This is a genomic window from Endozoicomonas sp. ALD040, from assembly GCF_049275945.1.
Classification (GTDB): Bacteria; Pseudomonadota; Gammaproteobacteria; order Pseudomonadales; family Endozoicomonadaceae; genus Endozoicomonas_A.
This window is the reverse complement of record NZ_CP184829.1, coordinates 4,274,023-4,298,499: the sequence shown is the minus strand read 5'-3', so window position 1 is coordinate 4,298,499 and position 24,477 is coordinate 4,274,023. Positions and strand designations below refer to the sequence as shown.

Below are 24,477 nucleotides of genomic sequence, written 5' to 3'. Positions count from 1 at the left end.
TGAATTGAGCCTCACTGTAAAGAGTGCCAAGCCGATAAATAATAACAATTAAATGTAGCCATGAGCCCGATATATCGCTCCCTGTTCAAGGATGGAAAGCGAAACTCATGACCCTATAAATTATCGAGCCGGAGACAAAATGCCCTCTAACAACTTCTTACTTAGCTGTGTGGTGCCGGTTTTCAATGAAAGCCAGGTCATTGGTCGGTTCATGGAAGCACTGATTAAACAGCTTGAAGAGATCACCGAGCATCTTGAAATTATTGTGGTGGATGATGGCAGTACCGACAAAACGGTCGAACTGGTCGAATCCTTCTGTAATGACGAGAGGATCAAGCTGATTGAGTTATCCAGAAACTTCGGCAAGGAGACTGCGCTGACTGCCGGAATTGATGCTGCCTCCGGTGACGCTGTGGTTTTGATCGACGCAGACTTTCAGCACCCTCTGGAAATGATCCCTGTTTTTGTTGATTACTGGCAACAGGGTTACCAGATGGTATACGGCGTCCGTCAGGACAGGAAAAATGAATCTTTCCTGAAAAAGAAAGGCGCACAATTTTTCTACCGAATCATGCACTCCAGCACAGGCATTGATGTACCAGCTCACGCAGGCGACTTCCGGCTACTGGATAAGGTAGTGGTCGATGCCCTCAGAGCCATGCCTGAGCGCAGTCGCTTTATGAAAGGTATCTATGCCTGGGTAGGTTATAAGAGTATCGGTCTTCCCTTTCAGGTTAGAAACCGGCTGGCAGGGCAATCCGGCTGGGGCTATGGCAAACTGACCAGTCTGGCTCTTTCGGGCATTACAGCATTCACTACTTTGCCACTCAGGATTGTCGGTGGGCTTGGACTGATTATTTCTTTCATCTCAGTGTTTTACGCACTCTTTATCATCTTTCGAACTCTTGTTCTTGGCGCCCCCTTGCCGGGCTGGCCCACGGTCATTGTCGCCATCACCTTTATTGGCGGCATTCAGCTTTTGTCGCTCTGGTTACTGGGGGAGTATGTTGCCGGTATTTTCTGTGAAGTAAAAAAACGCCCCAGATACTTGATACAGCGACAACTGGGATTCAAGAATCAGAAGGATAGCAATGCAGCCGATTAAGTTTATTATAACTGGCAGTACTGCTGCAGCTGTTCACCTTTTTGTACTCTGGCTTCTGGTAGACCTGACTCAAGTAAACCCGCTACTGGCAAACCCTGCCGCTTTTATTCTGGCCTTTGTCGTCAGTTACCTGGGTCATTCATTGTGGACTTTTAATCACAAGCAACATGTACTTCGCAATACTCTGCTGAAATTCCTGTTGGTTCAATTGCTCTGCAGTTTTGTGCTCAATCAGGGGCTTTATACCCTGCTGTTAACCTACACCGGTTTGAATTATCTAATGGCCAGCTTTATCGTCCTGGCAACGATTCCCCTGGTCACTTATACCCTGAGCAAATACTGGGCCTTTAAATGAAAAGAATAACACTGTGCGCAGATGATTACGGGATTCACCCAGGGGTATCGGAAGCTATTCTGGAGCTGGCCATTCTCGGCAGAATTCAGGCCACCAGTTGTCTGGTCACTGGTCCGGACTGGATAAAGCAGGCAAGCCACCTGACGACCATTCAGGAAAAGGTTGATATTGGCCTGCATCTTAATTTAACTGAAGGCAATGGCCTCAGTTCCGCCTATGTAGACGGGCTCCCCAGCCTGAATGAGGTTTTAATCAAGAGCCATCTTCACTTATTGGACCGGACCGCCCTGCTGGAAGAAGTCACGGCACAATATCAGTATTTTATCGACGCTACCGGCAGAGCCCCCGACTTTGTTGATGGCCATCAGCACGTACACCACCTGCCCATGGTACGTGAAACCCTGTTATCGGTAATACGCACCTTTAGGCCCGAACCTTCTTTCTGGGTGAGAAGCGTTACACCCATCATCCGTCATGGTGGTGGCCTGAAAAGCTACATTATTGAAGGTTCTGGCAGTAAGAGCCTGAACTGCGAATTGCTCAACCAGAGTATCAATACCAATACTTCCTTTGCTGGCGTCTATTCACTGAAACCGCAAGAAAACTATTCCACCCTGATGAAAGCATGGCTCTCTGATTCATACGACAAAGGGCTGATTATGTGTCACCCGGGTAAAACTGCCGACCACATCAATCTGGATCACCCTCAAGCCAGACAGTTAGAGTTTGATTATTTATCGAGCCAACAATTTCTAGCCGACTGTCAACAAACAGGAGTTGATCTGTGCAGAATGAAGCAATGATTGCCGAGTCTTCACCCTCTTCCATGGTCATTAAGCACCCTTTTCGCTGGCTCGGTCTGATCTGCCTTTTTCAGCTGTTTTTCTGGACCCTGGGCCCCTGGTTGGTCAGGAACACGCTGCACTCTGACACACTTGAAGGCATCGCCTGGGGTAATCTCTGGCAGTGGGGGTATGAAAAACACCCACCTCTGGCAGCCTGGACTGCCGCTTTTTTTTCAAACTTAAGTGATACCAGCGACTGGCCTGTCTATCTCTTTGCCCAGGTTACTGTGGTGATTGCTTTTGTTGCTGTCTGGCGTCTGGCCAGAGAATATTTGACCGAGGCTGGTGCCCTGCTGGCAGTCTTTTTGTTACAAGGCATTCTCTTCTACAGTAACCGGGTAGAAAGACTGACACCGGACACGCTTCAGCATCCAATTTGGGCCTTACTTGCCCTGACTTTTTATTTTGCAGTGACTCGTCAATCCCTGGCTTATTGGCTGCTGACCGGAGTCATGTCAGGGCTGGCCATTCTGACTAAATATCAGGTGGCCGTTTTGTTTGCGCCCCTGTTTATTGTTCTTTTAATTACCCACGAAGGCAGACTCGCACTTTCCTCCGTTGGCCCATGGTTGGGTGGGCTTCTCGCACTGGCTATCGCCTCCCCCCATCTTTACTGGCTATGGGACAACAACTTTGCAGCAGTGAGCTATCTGGGAGAAAACTACGTTGAAAGTGAGCGTTATGGAACCGGTACACACTGGGATCATCTGATATTTCCTCTGAACTTTATCAAGAATAATCTGGGCAATGTCCTGGTATTCTTTCTTTTGATGATCCCCCTTTTCAGAGCTCCCAGGCTCCCTATCCTTTATGATCGTTTCAAAAAAGTTTTTCTAATCGCCATAGCGACAGGTCCATTTGCCTGTACACTCTTGTTTGGACTGGTAACCGGCGAGAAGCTCGTACCCCGCTGGGCTACCCCCTACTTTGTCTGGCTGCCGCTGCTGGTGCTGGTCTGGACTCGTCCATTGATCGATTACCCGCGTTTCAAGAAAGTGGTGTTCTGGTGTTTATTCACCGGGGTATTGTTTGTTTTATTGAGATGCAGCTACTTGCTGTTCAAACCTGTCTTTGATGAAGATTACTCGGATTCAGTGGAGTTCGTGCCTCTCAGGGCCCAAATGCTAAAAGCTGAAGAGTTGTGGGCATTTCACCAGGAAGATCGCCCTGAAAACGAAGGTTATATCCCTTATCTGGGCGGGCTTCACTACCACGTTGCTGAGCTGCTGGCGTATAGCCAGAATCACAAAACCATTCCATTTTTTGGTCTTAATCCGACAGAAAGCCTCTGGATGAAAGAAGAAGATTTCCGCAAAAAAGGCGGAATCATTGTCATGACGGATGGCAAGCGATATTCAAAGGAAGTCAGACAAAGGCTTGAAAAGAACTATCCTCAGGCTGAATTTCTAGGGCTCTTTGAATTCGAGCCCGTGACTAAAGTGAAGGTGGATAATAAGCCTAAACTGTTTGTGGAGTATTACCTCTTAAGACCGCAAATGACCCCAGGTAATCTGGCGGAGGGCATTGATTAAGCCGATCCGCCTTTTTCTCACTGAACCTTGACAACCCGGCTGGCAGTGCCCTGGGTAAGGATTTTTACTTTATCGCCCGCAGCAAAGCTAACGGCCGGATCAGCCTGTTGAACAACAGAAACATAAGAGCCGTCATCCAGTCTGACTGTTAGTTCAACACCCTGCTTGGAGGTAATTTTCTTCTCGGCCATATTGCCCAAAACGCCACCGGCAACAGCTCCAGCCACTGCTGCAATAGCACTTTCGCGCTGACCACCAATACTGGAAGCTGCGATACCACCCACCGCTGCCCCTGCCAGAGTGCCGACCTCACCCTGGCTGCCTTCGAGTTTGACCAGCCTGGATTCAGCAACGGTGCCAAACCGGACTGTCTGCATTTGACGAGCTTCAGAAGCAGAATAAGTAGTCCCTGTCTGATCGGTCGTACAGCCAACCACAGAGAGAGAAAGCAGCAAGACGGTCCCTGCCTGTTTGATCCTATTGTTCATAAATATGCCTCCTGTTAGGTTTAATTCCAGTTTCCTGTCCAGTTTAGACTGTGCTACGGCGACAAAATTCCCCACTAATCCACTGATTTGGAAAGCCCTCTGATTTCTTCGCGAATGGCAAGATCACCCACTCTCTCGTTGATCGAATCGACCCATTCTGTTTTATAACCGCGAACACCCACGTTCTGCTCCTGGACTTCCAGATTTCCGCTCTCCTGAAGAATCTTCTGGAATAAGGCTCTGTCAGCAGGATCCACAATAGGTCCCGGTTCGGGTACCTCTCCGGTTTCCGGGTTGATCCTGGCCGCCAGAAACTTGATTTCGGCATCCAGCATTCCGGTTCTGTCTTTGCCGCTATTGCAATTGGATAATGGCACAGCACCCACCATGTGAGTCAACAGGGCCACTCTGGTAGCCAGCTTATAGGCATCATGATGATGGTGATAATGGCTACCTTTTTCATAGATTGCTTTAATCTGAGTGGTAAGATCCTTTACTGATCGATCATCCCTGTTTAACTGGTCCAGCCGGGCATTCAGTTCAGACACTTTTTCCCCGTTGCCTACTTCTTCGGCGTCCCTGATCTGCGCCCTGATTTCCTCACATTTCTTTGAAGTGCCATTGAGAAATTCAGCAGCCATACCGCCGGGGATGTCGGCCTTGCCCAGCTTGCCTACCAGCATTTCCATAGCCGGATCGTTCATTTTTTTCTGGAAAGATCTTCCACCTGTTACCAGAGAGGCGCTTCCAACCCCTCCCCAGTTCACAGGAATATTAAAGCGTGCCTGTTTGAAATTAAGTTTGATGGTCCGGGTCTGTCCTTCAGCTCCCGGAAGTTCCATCGTGACAGGCTGTTTAGCAGGGTCAGTAAAGTATTTGAAAGCTTCATTCTGAGCTTTCTGCATTTTTCTCTCTTTTCCGGAACCCAGGCCTGTCGTGACCATGGAAGTGGATGTCATAGCAAGTGTTGGGACTGGCCCTCCCTGTGACGCTATCAGAGCTTGCTCAAAAATATCAGGCCGGGTTGCCAGAGCCGAAAGTAAGATTTCTCTGGCCTTGACTTTTCCACCTTCAGCCTTTAGATCGGGATCCCAGTCAACACCATAAGGATCGGCAATGCCATGTCTTATGCCTGTGTAGACATTACTGTTATTAATAGAAAAATCACTGCGACTCAGGTTAGTAGCATGATACGTGTTGGTCGAATCGATACCGCTGACTCCATACCCTGCATAGTCAGTTTCATAGAGACGGGAAACCTCTCCCCTTAAGGACTCTGGCACTTTGATTTCAGCCGCAGGTTGCTGTCTGGAAGCAAACTCAACTCCAGCCTGAGAGAAAGATTTTTCTATCGTTTTCCAGGGACGAAAATTTAACTGATCGATAAAAGCCTCTTCGAAATCTCTGGCCACAGTTTGCTTATCGACGCCAGCCGAAACCAGGGCGTCCTGCAGAATTTTCGGATATGATTCTTTGGCCTTGCGCATCTCTTCCCTGTTGACAGGTTCATCGCCCTTAAGCTGAACGGTTTGCTGGAGTCTTCTCAACTCATTCAATAGCTGAAGATCGAGCTTGGTCAGACGTTCAACATCCTCTGTACGTCCCTCTCTCTGAGCCGAATGTGATTCATTCTTCAGAACTTCTCTGGCTGAATCAAACTGCAGCTTCTGTAACTTGAACAACTCTTTGTGATCGTGAGTACTTCCGGGAACGACCACTTCAGCATCTGATAGAGGTATCTGGTTGTGATCTGAGACGGTCTGGGACTCCCTGCTTTCATTCAGATGCACCTCTAACACTTCTCTGGCAACCTCCCTGTCTACATTCCTCAGAGATAATTCATTGAGGAGCTTACCTGGAAGTCCCCGCAGATCTTCTACCATCTCTTCTGTCACGGGTTCATAGTCCTGATGAATCTTTTTCTCATGCTGCTCGATGAACTCTTTCATTGCCAGAATAAGCTCACCACCATCAGACTGAAGCCTGGCTTCAATGAGAACATCTTTGGCTACGGAAATAGCTGCATTTTCGAATTGGTTTCTGGCCTGCTGATAGGCCTTCTGAACTTCAGGACTGTCACCCTGCCCCATTTTTACCTTGGCAAAGACATCTTCAACCTCTCTGAAAATATCGTTTGCCTGAGCCTGAGATCGAATATTGCCAGACATCATCTTCGGCACAGGCTGACTGAATGCAGTGATTTGTCTCTGCTTTATGGGGATATTGCGAAGTGCACGGTTACCTCGTCCCGGCAACTTTTTCAGAACATTCTTAATGGCTTTGATGAACCTGTTCTGGCGGCTGCTGTGCCTCGCCTCCTGCATTTCCCCGATATCCGGAGTTGCCGCTTGAGGGCTAACCGATGTGGGCTGGAAGCCCGCTGGAAGTTTGCTGCCATCCATAGCTATGATTCCTCAGTCAGTGATAAATTCCGGGAAGTGAAGAAAGAATCAGTAAATCCCTGAGCACCGCCACAGGGGTTGTCTGATCATATCGGGAGCGAATCTGTGTCCATTCATGTCTGGGGTTAGAGAACAGACCTGGAATTTGATTTAGTAGCATTAACAATAAGCCTTTGACATCCTATTAGAAGAATAGCCAAAGGCAGAACCTGTAACCTGTCATCGGTAGCTATTCACACCCTGAATGATGACATTTGTAATAGTTTGATAGGTAGAATTTCATATTGCCGGAAGCTCTAAGCAGGAACAGACTAACCCTGATATTTTGAGGTGGCACTTAACCAGACTCCCCATCTCTTGTTGCCGATATTCCTTATTAGTGGTGATACATCAATGGCACTGGATAATACTGATCTGAACGAATACCGCATCGAGCATGATCTGCTGGGTGAAGCCCCTGTACCCCAAGAGGCTTACTATGGCATCCAGACTCAGCGAGCCCTGGAAAACTTCAACATTTCCGGTGTCACACTGAACCACTTCTCAAACATTCCGAAAGCCCTGGCCATGGTCAAGAAAGCCTGTGCACTGGCTAACCGCGATCTGGGAATGCTGGATACAGCCAAGGCCGATGCCATTGCAGACGCCTGTGACGAAATTATTGCCGGAAAACTGCATGACCAGTTCACCGTTGACATGATTCAGGGTGGTGCCGGAACCTCCACCAATATGAATGCCAACGAGGTGATTGCCAATCGCGCGCTGGAGCTGATGGGTTACCGTCGTGGTCAATATGAGCACCTGCACCCAAACACCCACGTGAACATGGCACAGTCTACCAATGACGTTTATCCAACGGCTATGCGTCTGTCCATGGTGTTGAAACACAACGAACTGGTTGTAGCCGCCAAGAGCCTGAAGAATGCCTGTGATGTTAAAGCTGAAGAGTTCAAAGACGTACTGAAAATGGGTCGTACCCAGCTGCAGGATGCTGTACCTATGACTCTGGGTCAGGAATTCCGTGCTTTCTCAACTACTATCGGTGAAGACATTGACCGTATCAAGGATATGGCCAAGCTACTGTGCGAAGTCAACCTGGGCGGTACTGCCATCGGAACGGGTATCACTGCAGACAGCCGTTACGCACCCCTGGCGGTTAAATACCTGTCTGAAATTTCCGGCCAGAATATGATCCTGGCGGGTGACCTGGTGGAAGCCACCTCCGACATGGGCGCTTTTGTTATCTTCTCCAGCGCCCTGAAACGAATGGCCGTCAAGCTGTCCAAGATGAGTAATGACCTGCGTCTGCTCTCTTCCGGTCCTCTGTGTGGCTTTAATGACATCAATCTGCCTGAAATGCAGCCAGGTTCCTCCATCATGCCGGGCAAAGTTAACCCGGTTATTCCTGAGGCCATGAGCCAGATCGCTTTCCACGTTATCGGAAACGATCTGGTCGTTACCATGGCTTCAGAAGCAGCCCAGCTGCAGCTTAACTACGCTGAGCCGGTACTGGTTTACAAGATTCTGGAATCCATCCAGCAGCTCACCAACGGTATGTTCATGCTGTCTGATCGCTGCGTTAAAGGCATTACAGCTAACAGGGACGTCTGTATGGATTATGTCTACAACTCTGTTGGCCTGGTAACCGCTCTGAACCCATACCTGGGTTACGAAAATTCCAGCCGCATTGCCAAAACTGCCTTGAAGACCGGTCGTCGTGTAGTAGATCTGGTTAAGGAAGAAGGCTTGCTGACGGACGAGCAACTGGCGGAAATTCTCAAGCCAGAAAACATGATCGCGCCACTGGACCTGAGCAATAAGGTACACTGATCGTTAAAATCAGTCGTATATAGTGACATCCGGTGTATGAAGAACCGCGCTATTGCAGGTGCGGTTCCTTTATCAGCCCTTTGTCCCCGGAATCCGTTGAAAAATCAAGACCAACAAGGATTTTACCGCCCAAAACCTGCCCTTCTGCTTACTTACCCACATTTAATAAACATTTACAGTAGTTATACCACTTGGAATGTATAATTTTTTCATTAACATTGCGCATTCCGTTAGGCGACCAGTAGAAAGCGAAATTATCTGGACCATTCAAACGTAATTACGACTTGGAAATATCGGACATCGAATAACCAAGCTCAGTATACTGGGTTGTAGTTTGCAAAAAGCTGTCCAGCAAAATCCAGGCAGAACAGCCCACTCAGTGTAAGTTGTAAAAGAGACAACAGGCGTTACAAGAAACAGCCTGCGCGGAGCATAGCTACTTCGAGGTGTTGTTACTTCAGTGCATTGTTACAAACCTCTGCTACACTGAGATCGAATTCCACAGCCGTTAAGCATGTAAAAAAATGAATGACGTGGTTCTACCTTCGCAAATTTTCTCCGGCCTGACGGCGTTTGATTATTAAATCCGTTTACGGCAACTTTTATACAGTTACAGTGGAGTCGTTATGCAGCAACAGGATATGAAGCAGGAGCCCACCGTTTTCATCATCGACGATGACGAGGCTGTTCGTGATTCGCTGAAAATGCTGATGAAATCTGTTGGACAGACAGTAGAAGCTTTCTTTTCCCCAGCCGAATTTCTGGAAGTCTACGATGAAAACCGTCCGGGATGTATCGTACTGGACATTCGTATGCCGGGAATGAGTGGGCTTGAGCTACAGAGCAAACTCAACGAAATGCACTGCATTCTGCCTATCATTTTTATTACCGGACACGGCGATGTACCTATGGCCGTTCAGGCTATCAAGGATGGTGCAATGAACTTTATCCAGAAACCGTTCCGCGATCAGGAGCTTCTGGACCTGATTAATGACGCCTTGAAACTTGATGCGCAACAACGTCGTGAGCTGCTCGAGCACAAAGAAATCCTTCGTCGTCTTTCTACGCTGACTGACCGTGAGCGTGAAGTTCTACACCATGTCGTTGAAGGTAAGGCGAACAAGGTGATCGCTGCTGACATCAATCTGAGCCAGAGAACGGTAGAAATCCATCGCTCTCGTGTGATGGAAAAAATGGGCACCAAATCCCTGGCCCATCTGGTTCGCCAGGTTATGCAGGTTAAAGAGCACCTGGAAGGTGAATTTTACTTCAAGGTCTGATCTCTATCCGGGGCGCCTTTATGAATGACGCCCCGGTTCATTAATCTCTCCCTGGTAGTGGTCAGCACACAGTCTTGTCAGTCCATAACACGCCAGCCCTGCTCCTCACAATTATCTCTGGATTCCCTGCGAAGCCTTGCGCCACCTTTTAAGTAGTCCCCGTACAACGTCTAGTACATCCCTCCATTCAGCAATTCTGAGACTAATCCTAAACTCCTAATACGCTATGAGAGAGCTGAGGGCAGAAGTCGATTTTTCTTAAATGAACGAGACTATTTTTGGGACTATTTTTGGCTACCAAGCGGTAACTGAATACTTTATTAATAAAAAAATCGATCATTTCAGAAAAATCATCTACTTTATTGCAACTAAAGTTTTTCTTTCATTGCAGATAACGCTCTGCTGGATGTAGATGCCCTGTGTTAAGAGAGCAGGTCATTCTTTCAGAGCATGAGTACAACAGAGTTTCCATTTTCTGGCAGGATACCCGATTACCCTGCAGAGGCTGGCGGCTCGGCAAAAGACACAAGTATTGTTATTGAATTGACCATCAAGGCTGCCCCTATGAGCTTGGCAACAAAAGCTACTGTGTATCTTCTGGAACAGGATACAAATGTTACCGACACCATCCGCAGCCTGTGTGATGAGAAGTCTATGCTACTCGAATGTTTCAGCAACAGCAGTGAACTGTTGATGGCGATGCAGGCCATAAAGCCTGACTGCATCATTGCTGAGAATGAAAAAGAAAGTAAAGAAGCTATACAGCTGTTGGAGACCCTGAACGAAGCTGAATATGATATTCCTGTGATCGTTCTTGGACACCATAACGATGTCCACACTGCCGTCGCGGCCATTAAGGCAGGCGCAGTCGACTACATCGAAAAGCCCGTTATTTATGGCCGACTGGCTGAACACTTTAACCAGGTGATCGGCGGAGGGGGTGCTGCTGCGGTTTGATTCATTTCAACTCACAGATGATTCCAGCCCCCTGACGTAACCGGCCAGCTCATCAAGCAGAGCCTGCTGTGCGACGGAAGCCATCCCCTGTGCTTCATCCATAGCCTGCCAGAATGAGCCAAAGCCGAGAATCCGGTCGTCACCCTCAGACAGTCTCAGCTTTCGATAAGATTCCCAGGTTTCCAACTCCTCGACATCCAGTGTCTCTGGATAATGTCGTGCCCGGTAACGAAACAACATATCATCCAATCGCGCATCATCGAAAGAAAAGCCCAGTCTGGCCAGAGAATAGGGCTCTGAAGATCTGATCACCTGCATTCGCTCTTTATCTTCATCAGAGAAAAAACCACCGGTATAGAGCATCTGATCCGGATCGCTGGAAGTGTTTTCTGGCGCAGAGTCAAATACCTGCTGAACTTTCTGCATCACTTGTGGATGTTGCAGCAGCCATTCCCTGTTCCTTGAGCACGCATTCAGATCTATCCCCAGTCGCTGCTGGTCCTCTGGCCTGAGTACCTTCAAAGGAGCTACCACCGGGCATTTATTGATATGCACCACTTTCAGAGCAATCCTTTCCTGCCCTTCTCTGGCAGGTGAGAATAATCGCGCCTGTAACTCTTCCACCGACAGGTCCATCAGAACTTCAGGGTCAACAGACAAGTCGTAAACGACCACCCCATTGCGATTAACGGGATGTATGGCAACAGGCATCACGATAGCAAGACAGTGCCTCTGAGCACCAAACATACCTGAGACATGGACAACAGCCTCTTTTTTCATCAGATTCAACTGCCGGGAAACGTCTCTCTTATTGCGAAGGTTCAAGATAAAGTTGAAGACTCGGGGTTGTCGGTCACGTATCAGACGTGCCATCGCTATGGTGGCTCTCACATCAGACAAAGCATCATGAGCATCGCCATGATCAATCCCGTTTGCCTGGGTCAGTTCTTCCAGCCTGTAACTGTTAAAACCATCTTCTCTTTTGGGCCAGACAATACCTTCGGGCCTCAGAGCAGCGGTCAGCCTCACCAGATCAATGAGATCCCAGCGACTGTTTCCGTTCTGCCACTCCCTGGCATAGGGATCATAAAAGTTTCGATAAAGGCTGTTACGAGTCACTTCATCATCAAAGCGAATCGAGTTGTAACCTGCGGCACAGGTTCCGGGCTCCACCAGCTCGGCATGAATCCGACGAATAAACTCCGGCTCAGCCACCCCTCTTTCGTTGACAACCTGAGGTGTCAAACCGGTGACCAGACAGGCCATGGGATGAGCCAGATGATCTGGGGGTAGCTTGCAGAAGATATTGAGAGGCTCCCCGATTTCATTCAACTCGGCATCAGTTCTGATACCCGCGAACTGGCAAGGCCAATCCGTCGCGGGATCGGTGCCAAAGGTTTCGTAATCGTGCCAGTAGAAACTTCTCAGCATGTTCACTCCTGCCAATTTAATGCAATCTTCCCCTTCAGGGATTCAGTAATTCTGGAAGCAAAGTCCATCCGGTTCGCTTCAGGCAATTCAACCTGGATAACAACCTGGTCGGTATAGTCACAATCAATGATCTGTCCTGACAAAGATTCGAGCCAGTGTCGAAAAGCCTGTTCGCTGGCATAATCCAGCACTGCGGTTCCCCGAACCATGGGAACGCATTCAACCACAGGTAACTGTTCGACGGCGGCCTGAACTGATGAGCCATAAGCCCGAACCAATCCTCCGGCTCCCAACCTGGTACCACCAAAGTAGCGTACCACGACGGCAGCGACTTCTCCGATTTGACGATGCTGCAAAACATTTAGCATGGGCTTGCCAGCCGTGCCACCGGGCTCACCGTCATCATCAAATCCCATGACGGTATTCCCCTCGGGAGGGCCCGCTATAAAAGCCAGACAATGATGGGAGGCGTCAGGAAACTGTTTTCTCAGAGATTGCTGGAAGGAGAGTGCTTCGGCTCTTGAGGCCACTCTGGACAGGAAAGTAATAAAACGGCTTCGCTTGACTTCCGTTTCCCGCTCAAAAGAGGTTTCGGGTAAGAGGTCTGGCACCCGATAGCGGCCGGAGGGCTGGCTGGACATTCAATTCTCTTGTTGCAGTCAGGGCGATGTGAATGCACAAGACAAAGCAGATAACAATCAACCCAGTGATCGTTGACCTTATTTTCCGCTAAATCTATGGGCACTCAGTGAAAGAAAAGTACTCCTTGAGCACTTCAACCAGATCAATAATATCATGCCCTGCACTGACAATACTGTAGCCAGAATCAAAAAACTCCGGACCCACGTCGGGCTTGCACCAGTGACACCGGGCATCAAAGTCAATATAATTTTTCTCTTCATCCGGACCAGGCAGCTTAATTCTCATGCTGTAAACCGCACCAATGAGAACCGGTACCGTACTGATGAGCATCAGACCATTGCTGCTGATATTGCCAATACTTCCCATTTCCTTGAGCGTGTTCCTGTTGTAAATGGTCAAATAATCATTCAACTGGTGACGCTTGATGCTGCGACGCTCCTTGCCGCGTGGGACCATAGACATAATCTGTATTCCTTTACTGCCCAACCTGTAAAAATTTAAACCAGAACCTTGTACAACTTGCTCTGCCTTAACTCACTCTGTTTCAGCATTAACTCCTGCTCTCGCTCTGTGATCTTTTTCTGTTCCCTGGTAAAAGCATCAAACTGCTGCATTAATGCTCTTTCCACTTCATCCACACAGCCCCTGAACTCGTTTTTGACCGGGTGCTGGCACAACTTGACGGCACGATCCAGCTCAGCCTGCCGCTCACTAAGGGAAGCAGCCTGGGTCTGCAAGCGGTTCAACTGAGCTTTGTTGGAGATATAACCGTCTTTAATCTCGAAATGACCTTCGGCCTTATCGCAATCCATAACGTTCTGACTGCTATTCCCAATCAGCGTCCACTGACCTTGCGGCCCCTTCCTCCGCCACCTGAACTTTTGAGGGTTGGCAGCGAACTCTTTAAGTCGACCGAAACCCATCGCTTTGATTACGTCAGGACCAATGGGATTCCTGTACAGAGACAGCCGCAGGTTGTGATCAAGATCAACACATTGAGTGATCACGTCCATCATCCGCTTTTCTAATGCTTCAAGATCTGCTGGTTTAATTTGATAAACTATGACTTTCATGACAGCCTTCATCATATCGCTGTACGCTCTCCGAATGGTGGCCTCCGTTTGCATCGCCTCCCGCGCCCCCCCTGCACCACTCAGCTTTCGCCTGCTGGCCTGAAGGGAAGCCATAATGTCCTCGAAAAGCTTAGCGCCCAGAGCTTTGTCATTGAAACTCTTCACTACATTGTGAAGTTCAGTGACTCTTGTAAGAGCCTCTTCTAAAGCGACATCGCTCTCACGGATCAATTTTTTATTGGTCTCACTCACCATATCTTTGCCATCAAGCTTAATGCCTTCGCTCTTTAACTCCTTGAAGTAACCACTAAGGCGCTCACGCATGGGTTTTGCATCCGCTGTTTCAAGCAGATCCTCCTGATAGGTTCCTGGCAGAACAAATCGCCTCTCAGTCGACTTGAGAAAGCGCGTGACTTCTGACTTGAGGGTACGGGTCACGACAGGCACCGCTTCTGTGGGAATTCCTGCTGCTTTCAAGTCCAGACCATCCACCAGGCTGACACCTTCATCATTCAGCCAGTGATGCTCTCTGGCAAACACCTTATCCAGATGACTGTTGGTTCTGGCCTGCATCAACTCTTTCTCACAGCTCAGGGTATGATGACTTTTCTCACGACTGGCAATATCCACAGCCACAAGTTCAAGCCATGCATTCTTACAGACCCACTGGCGGACTTTCAGTTCAATCAGCTCCTGAAATGCTGCCTCAGAAAGACCCAGCTCTGCCCACTCTTTTTTAGCCATCTCAGCCAGTTGGGCTCTTATTTGTGGAAGGTTCTGCAAATAACCACTCTCGCCTTCTTCTGTTTTTTGAACAGGGAGGGTAACTGTTTGCTCAACCACTTTTTTCAATGCGGGAGAGGCGTTATCAATGCCCTCAGGAAACAGATTTTCTTCAGCCTGCATGGACTCATCCAACGCGTTCAAAGCCTGAATAAATGCCTCTTTCTGTACGTCGGCACCTTTGATGTCTTTAACCGCATCCAGATCCACCGCCATGAACACCCTTTGAGCCTTGTGCAAGTCCTTGCTGTCACGGGTAAGACGGCCAAGTTGCTGAACCAGATAGTTCTCATTGGCTTCACCACCGGCCTGACCCACCAGCCCATGAAAAATACCTACACTATCATTCCCCTGGGGCATGTCAGTACCCACAGACTGGGCTTTACTCAAGTAACCATCGGTACTCTGTCCACCCAAACGGCTGAGCTGGGTAATGGTTTCCCGGGAAGCTGAAGCCCCCTGTCCATAGACCGGATCATCCTGATACTGCATCTGCAGATTCTTGTCATGGTCATAGTAAATAACAGACTTCTGAACGCCCCCCATGGCCAGTCGTTCCTGATTCAAAGTCCGACTCATCTGGTGCGCTTTTGTCGTACATTCATCACCCGACTCAGCGCCATCAAAGAAAATAATCTGGGGCTCCGGGCCTACCCTGTGCAAAACATCCGTCAGCATCTTGTTCCTGCCCTGCGGGTCGGAAGAGCTGAAAAACACCGGTTCTGCCAGAGAAATAAAGTGCCAGAAACGCTGATTGGTGGTCACCGGGTCTGTTCTTGCTTTGTGACGCACTTCTTCAGCACTGCCTGAAGCACTGGCCAAAGCTGCACAGTACAAGGTGCCCAGAGTTGCTGAGAGTAAATGCCGGGCTTTACATCCAAACAGAAATTCAGAATGTTTCAGATTGATACTTCGGGGCCCTACTTCAAAGGCATAGCCAAGCCCTCTGATCACCGCTTGCACAGTCTGAGCCACTGATATCGACTCAGCTTCGGTATGAGGCACCATCTCACTGTCAAACTCGTCGGCAAACACCATAGAGTTTTTGAGCAAGTCCAGACAGTCATCCAATTTTGCCAGTATCGCCTGCTTGTCCTGAATGAAACCTTCAGCGTCCAGCAAGGCCTGCTTCAGATGCATCAGAATCTGCACATCTGTGATTGAGGCGCCCACGGGCACTCGCCCCTGAGCCAGCAGGGATTCTCTGTCATTAATCGAAGTTCCGGCAGGTAACCCCAGCAGGGTATTCTCAACTTCTACCAACCGGGCGACGGATAACTCACAGGGAGGTGCAAAGCAGGTTTCAAGATCCAATCGGCGATAGTCCTGCCCCTTGCGGGCGTAGTACTCACGCAAGCCTTTATCCAGTTCTGCCTGATTGGTCTTTGGAGCCATGACAATAATCGAACGGTCCGTATCAGCACCTAACTGGGCCGAAGCGTGATCCGTCAGCGCCAGCAGCAGTGTACTTTTACCGTAGCCAGTGCCTTTATGAGACATCATGGCAACTTCATGGCCATTGGCCCATTGGCTGACACCGTCCAGTGTAACAGCCAGTTCGTCGGCCTGATCGGGTGACAAGACAATGTGATGCCTTCTTTCAAACGACAAAAGGGCCAGGTTTTTAGTATCCAGCAAGGTATTCTCGTAACTGCTGATTCGGTTATTCAGATTGCTCTGTCTGGATGCCAGCAGAGCCATATCCAGATTCCATTCCTGACAACGCCTGATGTATTCGTGGGGCTCACTCACCTGCTCAAAGGCGGCAAAGTCCAGATCCACCAGCTCACTTTTAAGCGCCTCAAGGCGCTGACCTATCAGGCTGCTCTGCTCAAGGTCAATATCCACCAGCATCAGCTGCGACATGCGTTTGATAAACCCGTCAACATCATTACCACCCGGAGCCAGTCCCTTCTCAAAGTTACGAATGGCATGATCCAGAAGCTCGCCATCAGAAAAACCCTGCACATCATTTTCAGAAGCATTACGAATGTAGCTGACCAGACCTTTTTCCAGAGCTTTTTTTAACTGAAGTGTACGAACACAGTGCTTTCTGTTGTTGACGATGACCTTTTCAAAATGGCTCAAAACCGACTGCCTGTTGGTTTTTAGCGTTTTCGGATCAGGTATCCCACGGGGTCCCTGGGTTTGCAACTCGCAACCAGAGTAGACTGACAGGTTTTTAAATACCTGTTCCTGAAACGCTTTTTGTTCTCCTTCAAGCGTTTTAATAACACTTTCAGTGACACTTTTAGTGACACTATGAGCACTATCAACCAGCAACTCCCTCCTGGCTTTCAGAAACGCTTCACTGACATGGCCGAAACTGGCATTGACGGTAAAGGGCGAAAACTGTTCTGGATGAAACGTTTCCTGATGGGCACCGGTTTCCGGCTTCCTTGATTTTTCCTGAGCCACTTTTCTCACCACCGGAAGCTCAACAGGCAGGCTTCTGACACGTCCATCACAAGGTGTGCAGGTAAAAGGCGGTTTCAGTAATTGATGATCCACTTCCTTAACAACTTTCTTATAACATTCATCAATTTGCTTGAGGGAAGCACTCGGTAGCCAGGTATTTTTCAGCGATTCAAGCTCAAGGACTTCAGGCGGATAATCTTTGCGTGATCTTGATGGTGAAGTACTGTCTGGCTTCAGTAAGCAAGCTTTACTCAGTAAGTTCGCTTTAATCAGCTCGCTTCTGGGGTTTTCCCCCCGGATTGGCACCGGGATCAGTTGATCATTGGAACCCAGTTCATACATAAAGCACTGCTGATCTGAAGGTGTTTTCTGAGCAACCAGCAGGACGGTTTGTCCCGAAGCACTTTTCAGGGGAATCCAGTCCCGCTTTTTTTCTCTTCCTTCCTTGCTGACCTGAAAGGGAACTTCGAAATTGGGATGCTCATGAAGAAAAGCAGGATCCAGAGACCAGGTTCGTCCATCCAGCTGAATCTGCCAGTGCTGACCCTCTTTGGAGTGAAACACCAGTGAAGGTCGGCATTGGGCACCTTCAGACAATTCAATGTATCGGTCACCGGTAACAAGGCTGGTTTTATGGAGAGCAATCTTATTAAAACCATTCATGAAACTGTTTATCAGACAGTCAGGGTTCTGGGTAAGAGCACTGACCCTGAAACCGGCCTGATTCTGAACATGACCTGAAGCTTCTGCCAGAGGTACCGGTGAATCTGGCTGAAAGCAGGCAATTTCGGCTTGATGAGGATGTTCAACAGCTTGGGTAAAGTCATCATCATGAGTAAGGCCCCTGAACTTCTGCTCCGGCTCGAGTCTGGTTTCCTGAGCCAGCAACTCTGTGCACTGCCTTTCCAACTTGAGCCTGCGCGTCTCTCGCTCTTTTTTGGTTTCGTAATTCTCTTTGTGCTGCCTGACAGCCATGGTGAGAACCAGTGAGCCGGGTCTTTTCAGCTCCTTTTGAAGGGTTCTGAGCACCTTTGTCATGGTCGGAGTCGCGGGTAATCCAAATTCATCCCTGATCTGACTGAGCCCCACCAAGGAGGCATCGGCATAGCTGAAGTCAACCCATTGCGTTGCCCCTGCTGCTAAATTTGCGGACCCGGGTTGTTTAACAATCCCTTCATGCTGCTCCTGTAAACTGGACAGCAGAGTTAAGAGTCTGTCACAGATCTGCGGATCCCTGACCATTTGCTCTTCCAGAGAATGGCCCGCCTGCGGCTTGAGAGCGACTCCCAGCTGTTGATCCAGTCTGGCTTCAAACTCCGCCTTTTGATATTCAACCAGCTTCGATAAAAATACCCGTCCATGTTCGGGCACACTGCGTCTCAACCGGGGTGGCAGATGCTCTGAAGCCAATCGCTGAAGCGAGTATTCATACTGTTTTAAAAGCCGATGCCCTTCGTCTGGCCCCTCAATCGTTGCAATTTTTTTCTTCCAGGATTCATTCAGACGCTTTGAAGCTGATCTGGCAAGGGCGCACAAGGCATGTGTATAGAACTCCCTGTCCCGATCCCCCGAACTTTTTGCCAACAGTGTACTCATATTGGTCAGTTCCAAATCGACTATGGCTTCAGGATCTTCCGGGCCAGCCAGAGCATCAGGCTTTAAGGCTTCAAGAGTCGCTTCGAATCTGTCGAGCTGAGTCTGAAAATCATCCTGCTCCCTGGCCATTACTTGTATATTGCCCCGGGTCAGGGATACAGTCCGGTCAATCTGACGGGTAAACTCATCTACTGAAGGGCGATCCGGGTTCGCACTCAGGGCTTTTTGATAGGTCTGATGGATAGACTCCAGCTCCATCAGGAATTGCTCATGGAGCGACATCACTTGTTTTCGGGAGCCGCTCCTACCCGGAAAATCATCCGGATCGGTGAAATGATAAATTTCCCGTTCTTTTTCTATCACTTCCAGTCTGGAAGCCAGCTCAGACCAGGCTGAACTCATTTTTTGAATCAGGCCCGAAATAACAAAAGTTCCTGGGCCAAGAGAAGCAAACTCTTTGCTTTTGATCTCTGAAACGACTGTCCCCAAATCTGTCCACTGGGGCAATGGAGATTCCTGAGTGAGATCCAAACCTTCATCAGCAGATGAATCGAACCGATCAGGTAACGGATCAGAAGAAGCCTTTGAAGTATAAGACTCCGCCTCGGAAAAGCCGTCCTCGGAAAGAGAATCTGACTCATAACCGGAGTCAACCTGATGACTGTCAACCTGATGACTGTCAGCCTGAAGCGTTAATTGATTGAACCGCTCAGATTCGCGCTCAAGGCTTTCCTTAGCTTCAACTAATTCTTGGTTTTTTAATATCAGGGCGCTCTCTTTCTCAAGAACTTGAGCTTCCAGATTACTTTTCGTTTCAGAGAGTGTTTCAACCCGTTCCCGCTCATCTTCTAACTGGCTTTGTAGAGAGGCCTTGGCCTTAAGAGCTTCTTCTGATTGCTGCTCGACTTCTCTCTTTTTCTCTCTAATCTTGTTCAACTCTTCCTGAGTTATATGCAGTTGGTCTTTTAAATGAATAACTTCAGTGGCAAGCGTCTGGTTTTCAATACCCACAGCCTGAAACTCAGTCAGTTTCGATTGCAAACCCTTTCGCTCCTGCTCCAGGTCACTGACAGCCTTTTCCAGCTTTATCTTTTCCTGATCTCGCTGGCGCTTTTCCTGCTCAAGACTCTCGGCTAATTTTTGATGAGCAAGTTCTTTCTCTTTCAATGCAAGCGTATGATTTGACGCTGCTTCTCTGGATTGACCACTCAGGCTCCTTAATTCAGTTTTCAGGCTTTCAGCCTCGCTCTGAAGACGACTGACTTCTTCTTTTCTCTCCTCAAGGCCCAGAGATTTTTGCTGCAACTCAAGATCTTTCGTCTTACCTTCCAGTTCAAGCTTTGAAACCCGGTTATCAACATCATTTTTCAGATGCTGGAGTTTTTGCAACTGCTCTTTAAGATCAACGACGATCTCTTTGTGCGAGCTGGTAAGACGCTGCCTTTCTTCTTCCCAACCCGAAGCTTCATGCTTATGCCTGCTTTCCTGAAAAGCCAGATCTTTTTCAAGCTGACTGCTGTAAACTTGAGCCTCTTTCAACGCCCTTTCCTGTTTGACACCCAGATCATCAACCATACCCTTTAAGCTGTGAGCCTCTTTTTGGCTATCCCTCAACAGGGCTTCCAGTTCGCTAACCCTTGTATCCTTTATTTTTCTTTGTTCTTCCGCTGTCTCGGAAAGCGATTTAAAGTGGTCCCTGTTTTCTTTAGCCAGACGAATCTCTCTTTTAAGATCAGCAAACTCCAGTGACTTCTCACTTTGCTCATCGTTAAGCTGCTTTTTCAGAGACTCCAGGGTGGTTTCTGCCTCTTCAAGACTGCCTCGCAGAAGGCACAGCTCCTCATTCTGCTTTAAGGAAGCGCTATGAGCCTGATCCCTCTCTTGCGTCAATCTTTTTACTTCCAGCTCCAACCTTCCATATTGTGTGCCCAGTTCGGTAGCCTCACCCTCCAGAGACAACACCCTGGTTTGACTTTCCTCAAGACTGTTTTTCAACGTAATCAACTGGTTATTTACACGCTCAATGCTTTGTTCTTTCTGTTCGAGAGTGGCGTCTTTATGGGATAGCTCAAGCTTTGTCTTCCTGACCTCCTCCTGAGACGCAAGAAGTTGCTGATCAAGTCGTTTTTTTGTTTCAACCAGCTGGTCATGCTGGTTTTTCAAATCAGCAAACAGTTTTTTCCTGGCCTCCTCAATTCTGACTTTTTCTTTATCCCAGTCAGCTGAAGCAACTTCTGCCTTTTGCTCCAGCGCCTCGACCTTTAGCTTAAACTCATCTCGCTCCCGGATGAGCCTTTCCATCTCAAGGGAATGCTGACTTTTCAGACTTTCTGCATTGAGCTGAAGCTCCTGAAGCTGCTTCTTCACCTGATCTCTATCATGAGCAAGAGCATCTGACTCTGATTGAAAGTGGTCTCTTTTCTTTTCGGTCTCTTTAAGACGACTTTCCAGATCAGACACTCTGGATCTTGAATCCCTGAGCTGGTTTTCCCATTGAGCTTTCTCAATCTCTGCGGCATCACTACCGCTTCGTAAATTTTTCTCAGCTTTCAGAAGCATTTGCTTTGCTTCATCTCGCTCCCGGGCAATTAACTGAACTCTCTCTTCCAACTCAATGACTTTATTGTCACTCAATTCTTTCTCAGGGAGCAGTTGTTGAACTCTGTGCGTGAGCTTTTCAATAGCACGAACTTGATCATCGACATTCTGGCTAAGCGCAACCACTTTCTGTTGCTTTTCCTGCGTTCTTTGATTGGCTTTTTCAATCTCGCTCCTGAATTCAACCTCAGCTTCTTCAAGTTCCCGAATCCTGTCGTCCTTTGCCAGGATCGAAGATGACAGCGAGTTTTCCCTGATTTTGGCTTCGGCAAGTTCATCTTCTTTGCCGGTTAGCAGATCTTTTAGTCGATTCACTTCCTGCTGGCTTAACTGAAGCTCTCTGTGATAACGCTCTGACGTCTCCTGCAATTTAGGGATAGACTCGTCAGCTATTGCAGAGCGCTCTCTCGCCTCTCTTTCCTTGCTTTTTGCTTCATCAAGTTTGCTTTGCAGCTTTTCTGCTTTGTTTTCAGCAGCTTGAAGCTGTCTTATATATTCGGTGACCTCCTCTTTCGAGGACCGGGTAGCCCTTTGAGCCGTCTCAAGTTCTCCGCGAAGGGCTGCCAGCGATGACTCGAGTTTATCTTTCTCTTCCTCAAGCCCATCGCTCTTAACCGTTAGCTCCTGAACTTTTCTCCTCTCAATCACTAACGCCTGATCTCTCTGTGAAAGATCCTCCTCTTTTGAGCGAAGATCATTCTCAAGACTGACTATTTTTTCCCTGAGTTCACGCTCAGTGCTCTGCAACCTTGACTGCAACTCATTCAGCTCTCTCTCTTTGTCTGTGAGCTGAATCTGTACCTGCTGTTCAGATATTCTGGCGCTTTCGACCTCTGACTCTAAATCAGCTTTTTCTTTTTGATGCTTTTGTTCAGCAACTCTTAACTGCTCTGCAATCTGAGCCATCTCAGCCTCGTGAGATTGACTCTCCTGCGAACCGTTACTCTGTTCAAGCCGGAGACTCTGCAGCTGCTCTTTCAGGGAGGTGATCTCAGCTCTGGCTATATCCAGCTGCTCATTCAGCGCTTCCAGACCTTTTAAGTCCTGCTCATATTTGACTTGCAAGTCTTCCAGTTCGGCCTGTTTAGTCAATAGCGACGCTTCAAGCTTCGCTTTTTCTTCCTGAGCCTGATCCTTATGCTCAACAAGGGTTTGTTGCAGGTCTTTGATTTCATCGTCGTATTTCTGTCGTTCCAGATGAATCTCTTTTAATGATCGGGCTTTTTCCTCAAACTCAGACTGCTGCTGCTCGAGTTCTTCGACCTTTTCTCGCAGTTCTCTTTTGGTATCCGTTAATGCTTTTTTGAGATCTTCTTCACGGGCAAGCACCCCTTTATGATCACCTTCAAGGACAAAAAGTGATTGCTCTGCTGAATGAGCCCTGCTGTCTGCTTCTTCAAATTTTCTTTGCAGCTGATCCAGCTTTTGCTTATGGTTTTCTTCAATAAGATTCAGCTGCTCTTCCAGTTGCTTCGCCTTTTCTTCAACTTGCCTTTTCTTGCCAGTGATATCGACATGGTCCAGAACCCAACGATCACGATACTTGGTAAGCTCTTTCACCTGGGATTCAAGCTGCGCCACTCCTGCAGAATCCGCTTGCTTTTGTGCTTCAAGGTCCTTATTGAGTGCCTTGATATCAAGCTGCAGTAACCCATTTTGCCTGAATAAATCAGCCACTCGCTCTTGAGCATTTTGATAACTCTGCTGAAGCTCTGCCAGCCTGGCTCTTTCCTGATTCAGCTCATTTTCAACGGATTGATAGCTCTCCAGGTACTCCTGCCGCAGTCGCAGTACCAGCTGATCCTTTTGTTCCAGAGCTGAAACAGCCTCCTGACCCATCTGCTGATGGTTCAGATGGGCTGCCTGAAGTTGACTTTGCAGCGCGTCTATTTTTTGACCAGAGTCAACCACCTGTTTCTGGAGTTCTGACAGAGTAACGCCATTGTCAGCCAGCATTCGGGTTTGCTCTTTCATTCGAGCTTGAAGCTGACTGTTCAATGCTTCCAGCTCATCCAGCCTGTCGTCAGAATCGAAGGTTTCTGCACTCAATAATTCGCTGCTGCCAATGGGAGATCCATGGGTACTGACTATCCGATACTGCTCCTCACGTAACTGACGATCCCTCTCGCTGAGTTCGTCTTTTAGTTCGGATTGTTCTTTCTCAAGCTCACTCAGCCTTTCTGAAAAACCTTCAGGCACTCTCTTTTCTTTCTGCTTGAGGACTTCTACTGCTTCCTTCAGTTCAGTCAACTGATTGCGGGTCTGTTGCAGCTCGTTGCCTAATTCTTCTTTCTCTTCTCTGAGACATCTCAGTTCCTGTTGCGCCCTGGATAGTTCAAAACTCCGGGTGGAAAGAACAGGACCATCAGGCGGTCTGGGAGTTGCAAGTGTAGGCACCAACGGTGGCGTGCCGAGACTATTCTCTGCAAAGATGTGACCAAGAAACGGATCATTCTCTGAAGGGCTGGAAATCTCTTCAGGGTTTGTTAGCTCGGGGGAATGCCGACAATAGAACTCAGCGAGCGCCAGAACCTCGCGATTCATTTTATCCAGCTCATACCGTTTCAGCAGTCCCCATGCCCATGCTTCCTTCGATTGACCACTGGCTGTGATTGCATCAGCAACACCGGTCTGCAGAACCTCTATCTGATGAAGCATGGATTGGGCCATGGCCAATGTCATCAAAGGCCCGTTGTTGCCATTGAGGCCAGTTTCCAGCTGTTGGCGGTTAGCTGGCATTTTAAAGCGCCAGCCCAACACATCATGGACCCTGCCCAGCCGTTCAGCCATCTGTAGTCTGGTTTTCCTGTCAGCAGTTTTTACTGTCTCAGACCTTATGCTTTCTCTGAGTCTGAAAAGAGTATGATCAGCAACCTGACTGACAGGACGGGCATAAGCCCTGCAAATCATATTGTGAGGTTTTGGAATTGAGGGCGTGCCCACATCGACATGGGAGATATCCCTGTCTCCAATGGGGGTTGTAATTGGACGATCGCCTTGTAGAAGCTTATTTGGCAGTTGAACTGAACCCACACCATGACTTGTCTGTTCCTCAGAAGTCTGGGAACCATTCACTGATGTACTGTTCAGGTGTTGGCTATGGGGTATGCCAATGCCACTGCTTCTATGGTCCATGCGGTCT

The 24,477-nt window shown here is 48.4% G+C and carries 13 protein-coding genes; 7 read left to right on the top strand and 6 right to left on the bottom strand.

What is annotated here, in order from left to right; translation table 11 throughout:
* The first annotated feature begins 139 nt into the window (after positions 1-139).
* From ACOJUN_RS15845 to ACOJUN_RS15830, 4 genes are read left to right on the top strand one after another with little or no spacing between them, the layout of a single operon-like run.
* A complete protein-coding gene (locus ACOJUN_RS15845) occupies positions 140-1,105 on the top strand; it encodes a glycosyltransferase family 2 protein (protein ID WP_422132907.1) in 966 nt (321 codons plus the stop codon).
* Positions 1,092-1,460: a GtrA family protein gene (locus ACOJUN_RS15840; RefSeq protein WP_422132906.1), complete on the top strand. Its 369-nt coding sequence runs from the start codon at positions 1,092-1,094 to the stop codon at positions 1,458-1,460. The genes ACOJUN_RS15845 and ACOJUN_RS15840 overlap by 14 nt, the downstream gene beginning before the upstream one ends.
* Positions 1,457-2,263 carry a ChbG/HpnK family deacetylase gene (locus ACOJUN_RS15835; RefSeq protein ID WP_422132905.1) on the top strand — a complete coding sequence of 269 codons (807 nt, stop codon included), beginning with the start codon at positions 1,457-1,459 and terminating at the stop codon, positions 2,261-2,263. The genes ACOJUN_RS15840 and ACOJUN_RS15835 overlap by 4 nt, the downstream gene beginning before the upstream one ends.
* A complete protein-coding gene (locus ACOJUN_RS15830; protein WP_422132904.1) occupies positions 2,245-3,837 on the top strand; it encodes a glycosyltransferase family 39 protein in 1,593 nt (530 codons plus the stop codon). The genes ACOJUN_RS15835 and ACOJUN_RS15830 overlap by 19 nt, the downstream gene beginning before the upstream one ends.
* Before the next feature lie 17 nt (positions 3,838-3,854).
* Here ACOJUN_RS15830 and ACOJUN_RS15825 read toward each other — a convergent pair whose 3' ends face one another.
* Both ACOJUN_RS15825 and ACOJUN_RS15820 read right to left on the bottom strand, forming a co-directional pair.
* Complete coding sequence (locus tag ACOJUN_RS15825) at positions 3,855-4,325, bottom strand: glycine zipper 2TM domain-containing protein (RefSeq protein ID WP_422132903.1); 471 nt, start codon at positions 4,323-4,325, stop codon at positions 3,855-3,857.
* A gap of 74 nt (positions 4,326-4,399) precedes the next feature.
* Positions 4,400-6,727, bottom strand: coding sequence for an inositol phosphate phosphatase SopB (locus ACOJUN_RS15820; RefSeq protein WP_422132902.1), 2,328 nt, complete (start codon positions 6,725-6,727; stop codon positions 4,400-4,402).
* Between the two features lie 393 nt (positions 6,728-7,120).
* On the opposite strand from ACOJUN_RS15820, the gene aspA reads away from it, so the two are divergent.
* The 3 genes from aspA (at position 7,121) to ACOJUN_RS15805 (ending at position 10,794) form a co-directional block, all read left to right on the top strand.
* Entirely contained in the window at positions 7,121-8,557 is a 1,437-nt protein-coding gene (gene aspA, locus ACOJUN_RS15815) for an aspartate ammonia-lyase (RefSeq protein ID WP_422132901.1), read from the top strand.
* Positions 8,558-9,183: 626 nt separating this feature from the next.
* A complete protein-coding gene (locus ACOJUN_RS15810) occupies positions 9,184-9,837 on the top strand; it encodes a response regulator transcription factor (protein ID WP_317142683.1) in 654 nt (217 codons plus the stop codon).
* Between the two features lie 450 nt (positions 9,838-10,287).
* Complete coding sequence (locus ACOJUN_RS15805) at positions 10,288-10,794, top strand: response regulator (RefSeq protein ID WP_422132900.1); 507 nt, start codon at positions 10,288-10,290, stop codon at positions 10,792-10,794.
* 6 nt (positions 10,795-10,800) lie between these two features.
* Here the strand turns inward: ACOJUN_RS15805 and sbcB are convergent, their stop codons facing one another.
* The 4 genes from sbcB to ACOJUN_RS15785 form a co-directional block, all read right to left on the bottom strand.
* Positions 10,801-12,225 carry an exodeoxyribonuclease I gene (gene sbcB, locus ACOJUN_RS15800; RefSeq protein ID WP_422132899.1) on the bottom strand — a complete coding sequence of 475 codons (1,425 nt, stop codon included), beginning with the start codon at positions 12,223-12,225 and terminating at the stop codon, positions 10,801-10,803.
* Between the two features lie 2 nt (positions 12,226-12,227).
* Positions 12,228-12,866, bottom strand: coding sequence for a YigZ family protein (locus ACOJUN_RS15795; protein WP_422132898.1), 639 nt, complete (start codon positions 12,864-12,866; stop codon positions 12,228-12,230).
* 94 nt (positions 12,867-12,960) lie between these two features.
* Complete coding sequence (locus ACOJUN_RS15790) at positions 12,961-13,329, bottom strand: PilZ domain-containing protein (protein ID WP_422132897.1); 369 nt, start codon at positions 13,327-13,329, stop codon at positions 12,961-12,963.
* A 35-nt stretch (positions 13,330-13,364) separates the two neighbouring features.
* The gene (locus tag ACOJUN_RS15785) at positions 13,365-24,470 is read right to left on the bottom strand and encodes a hypothetical protein (RefSeq protein WP_422132896.1); all 11,106 of its coding nucleotides are present in this window, start codon (positions 24,468-24,470) and stop codon (positions 13,365-13,367) included.
* Positions 24,471-24,477 lie beyond the last annotated feature (7 nt).

Excerpts from the sequence above, each read along its gene's own strand:
- ACOJUN_RS15845 (WP_422132907.1), top strand. The coding sequence starts at position 140 with ATGCCCTCTAACAACTTCTTACTTAGCTGTGTGGTGCCGGTTTTCAAT.
- ACOJUN_RS15840 (WP_422132906.1), top strand. The coding sequence starts at position 1,092 with ATGCAGCCGATTAAGTTTATTATAACTGGCAGTACTGCTGCAGCTGTT.
- ACOJUN_RS15835 (WP_422132905.1), top strand. The coding sequence starts at position 1,457 with ATGAAAAGAATAACACTGTGCGCAGATGATTACGGGATTCACCCAGGG.
- ACOJUN_RS15825 (WP_422132903.1), bottom strand. The coding sequence starts at position 4,325 with ATGAACAATAGGATCAAACAGGCAGGGACCGTCTTGCTGCTTTCTCTC.
- ACOJUN_RS15820 (WP_422132902.1), bottom strand. The coding sequence starts at position 6,727 with ATGGATGGCAGCAAACTTCCAGCGGGCTTCCAGCCCACATCGGTTAGC.
- aspA (WP_422132901.1), top strand. The coding sequence starts at position 7,121 with ATGGCACTGGATAATACTGATCTGAACGAATACCGCATCGAGCATGAT.
- ACOJUN_RS15810 (WP_317142683.1), top strand. The coding sequence starts at position 9,184 with ATGCAGCAACAGGATATGAAGCAGGAGCCCACCGTTTTCATCATCGAC.
- ACOJUN_RS15805 (WP_422132900.1), top strand. The coding sequence starts at position 10,288 with ATGAGTACAACAGAGTTTCCATTTTCTGGCAGGATACCCGATTACCCT.
- sbcB (WP_422132899.1), bottom strand. The coding sequence starts at position 12,225 with ATGCTGAGAAGTTTCTACTGGCACGATTACGAAACCTTTGGCACCGAT.
- ACOJUN_RS15795 (WP_422132898.1), bottom strand. The coding sequence starts at position 12,866 with ATGTCCAGCCAGCCCTCCGGCCGCTATCGGGTGCCAGACCTCTTACCC.
- ACOJUN_RS15790 (WP_422132897.1), bottom strand. The coding sequence starts at position 13,329 with ATGTCTATGGTCCCACGCGGCAAGGAGCGTCGCAGCATCAAGCGTCAC.
- ACOJUN_RS15785 (WP_422132896.1), bottom strand. The coding sequence starts at position 24,470 with ATGGACCATAGAAGCAGTGGCATTGGCATACCCCATAGCCAACACCTG.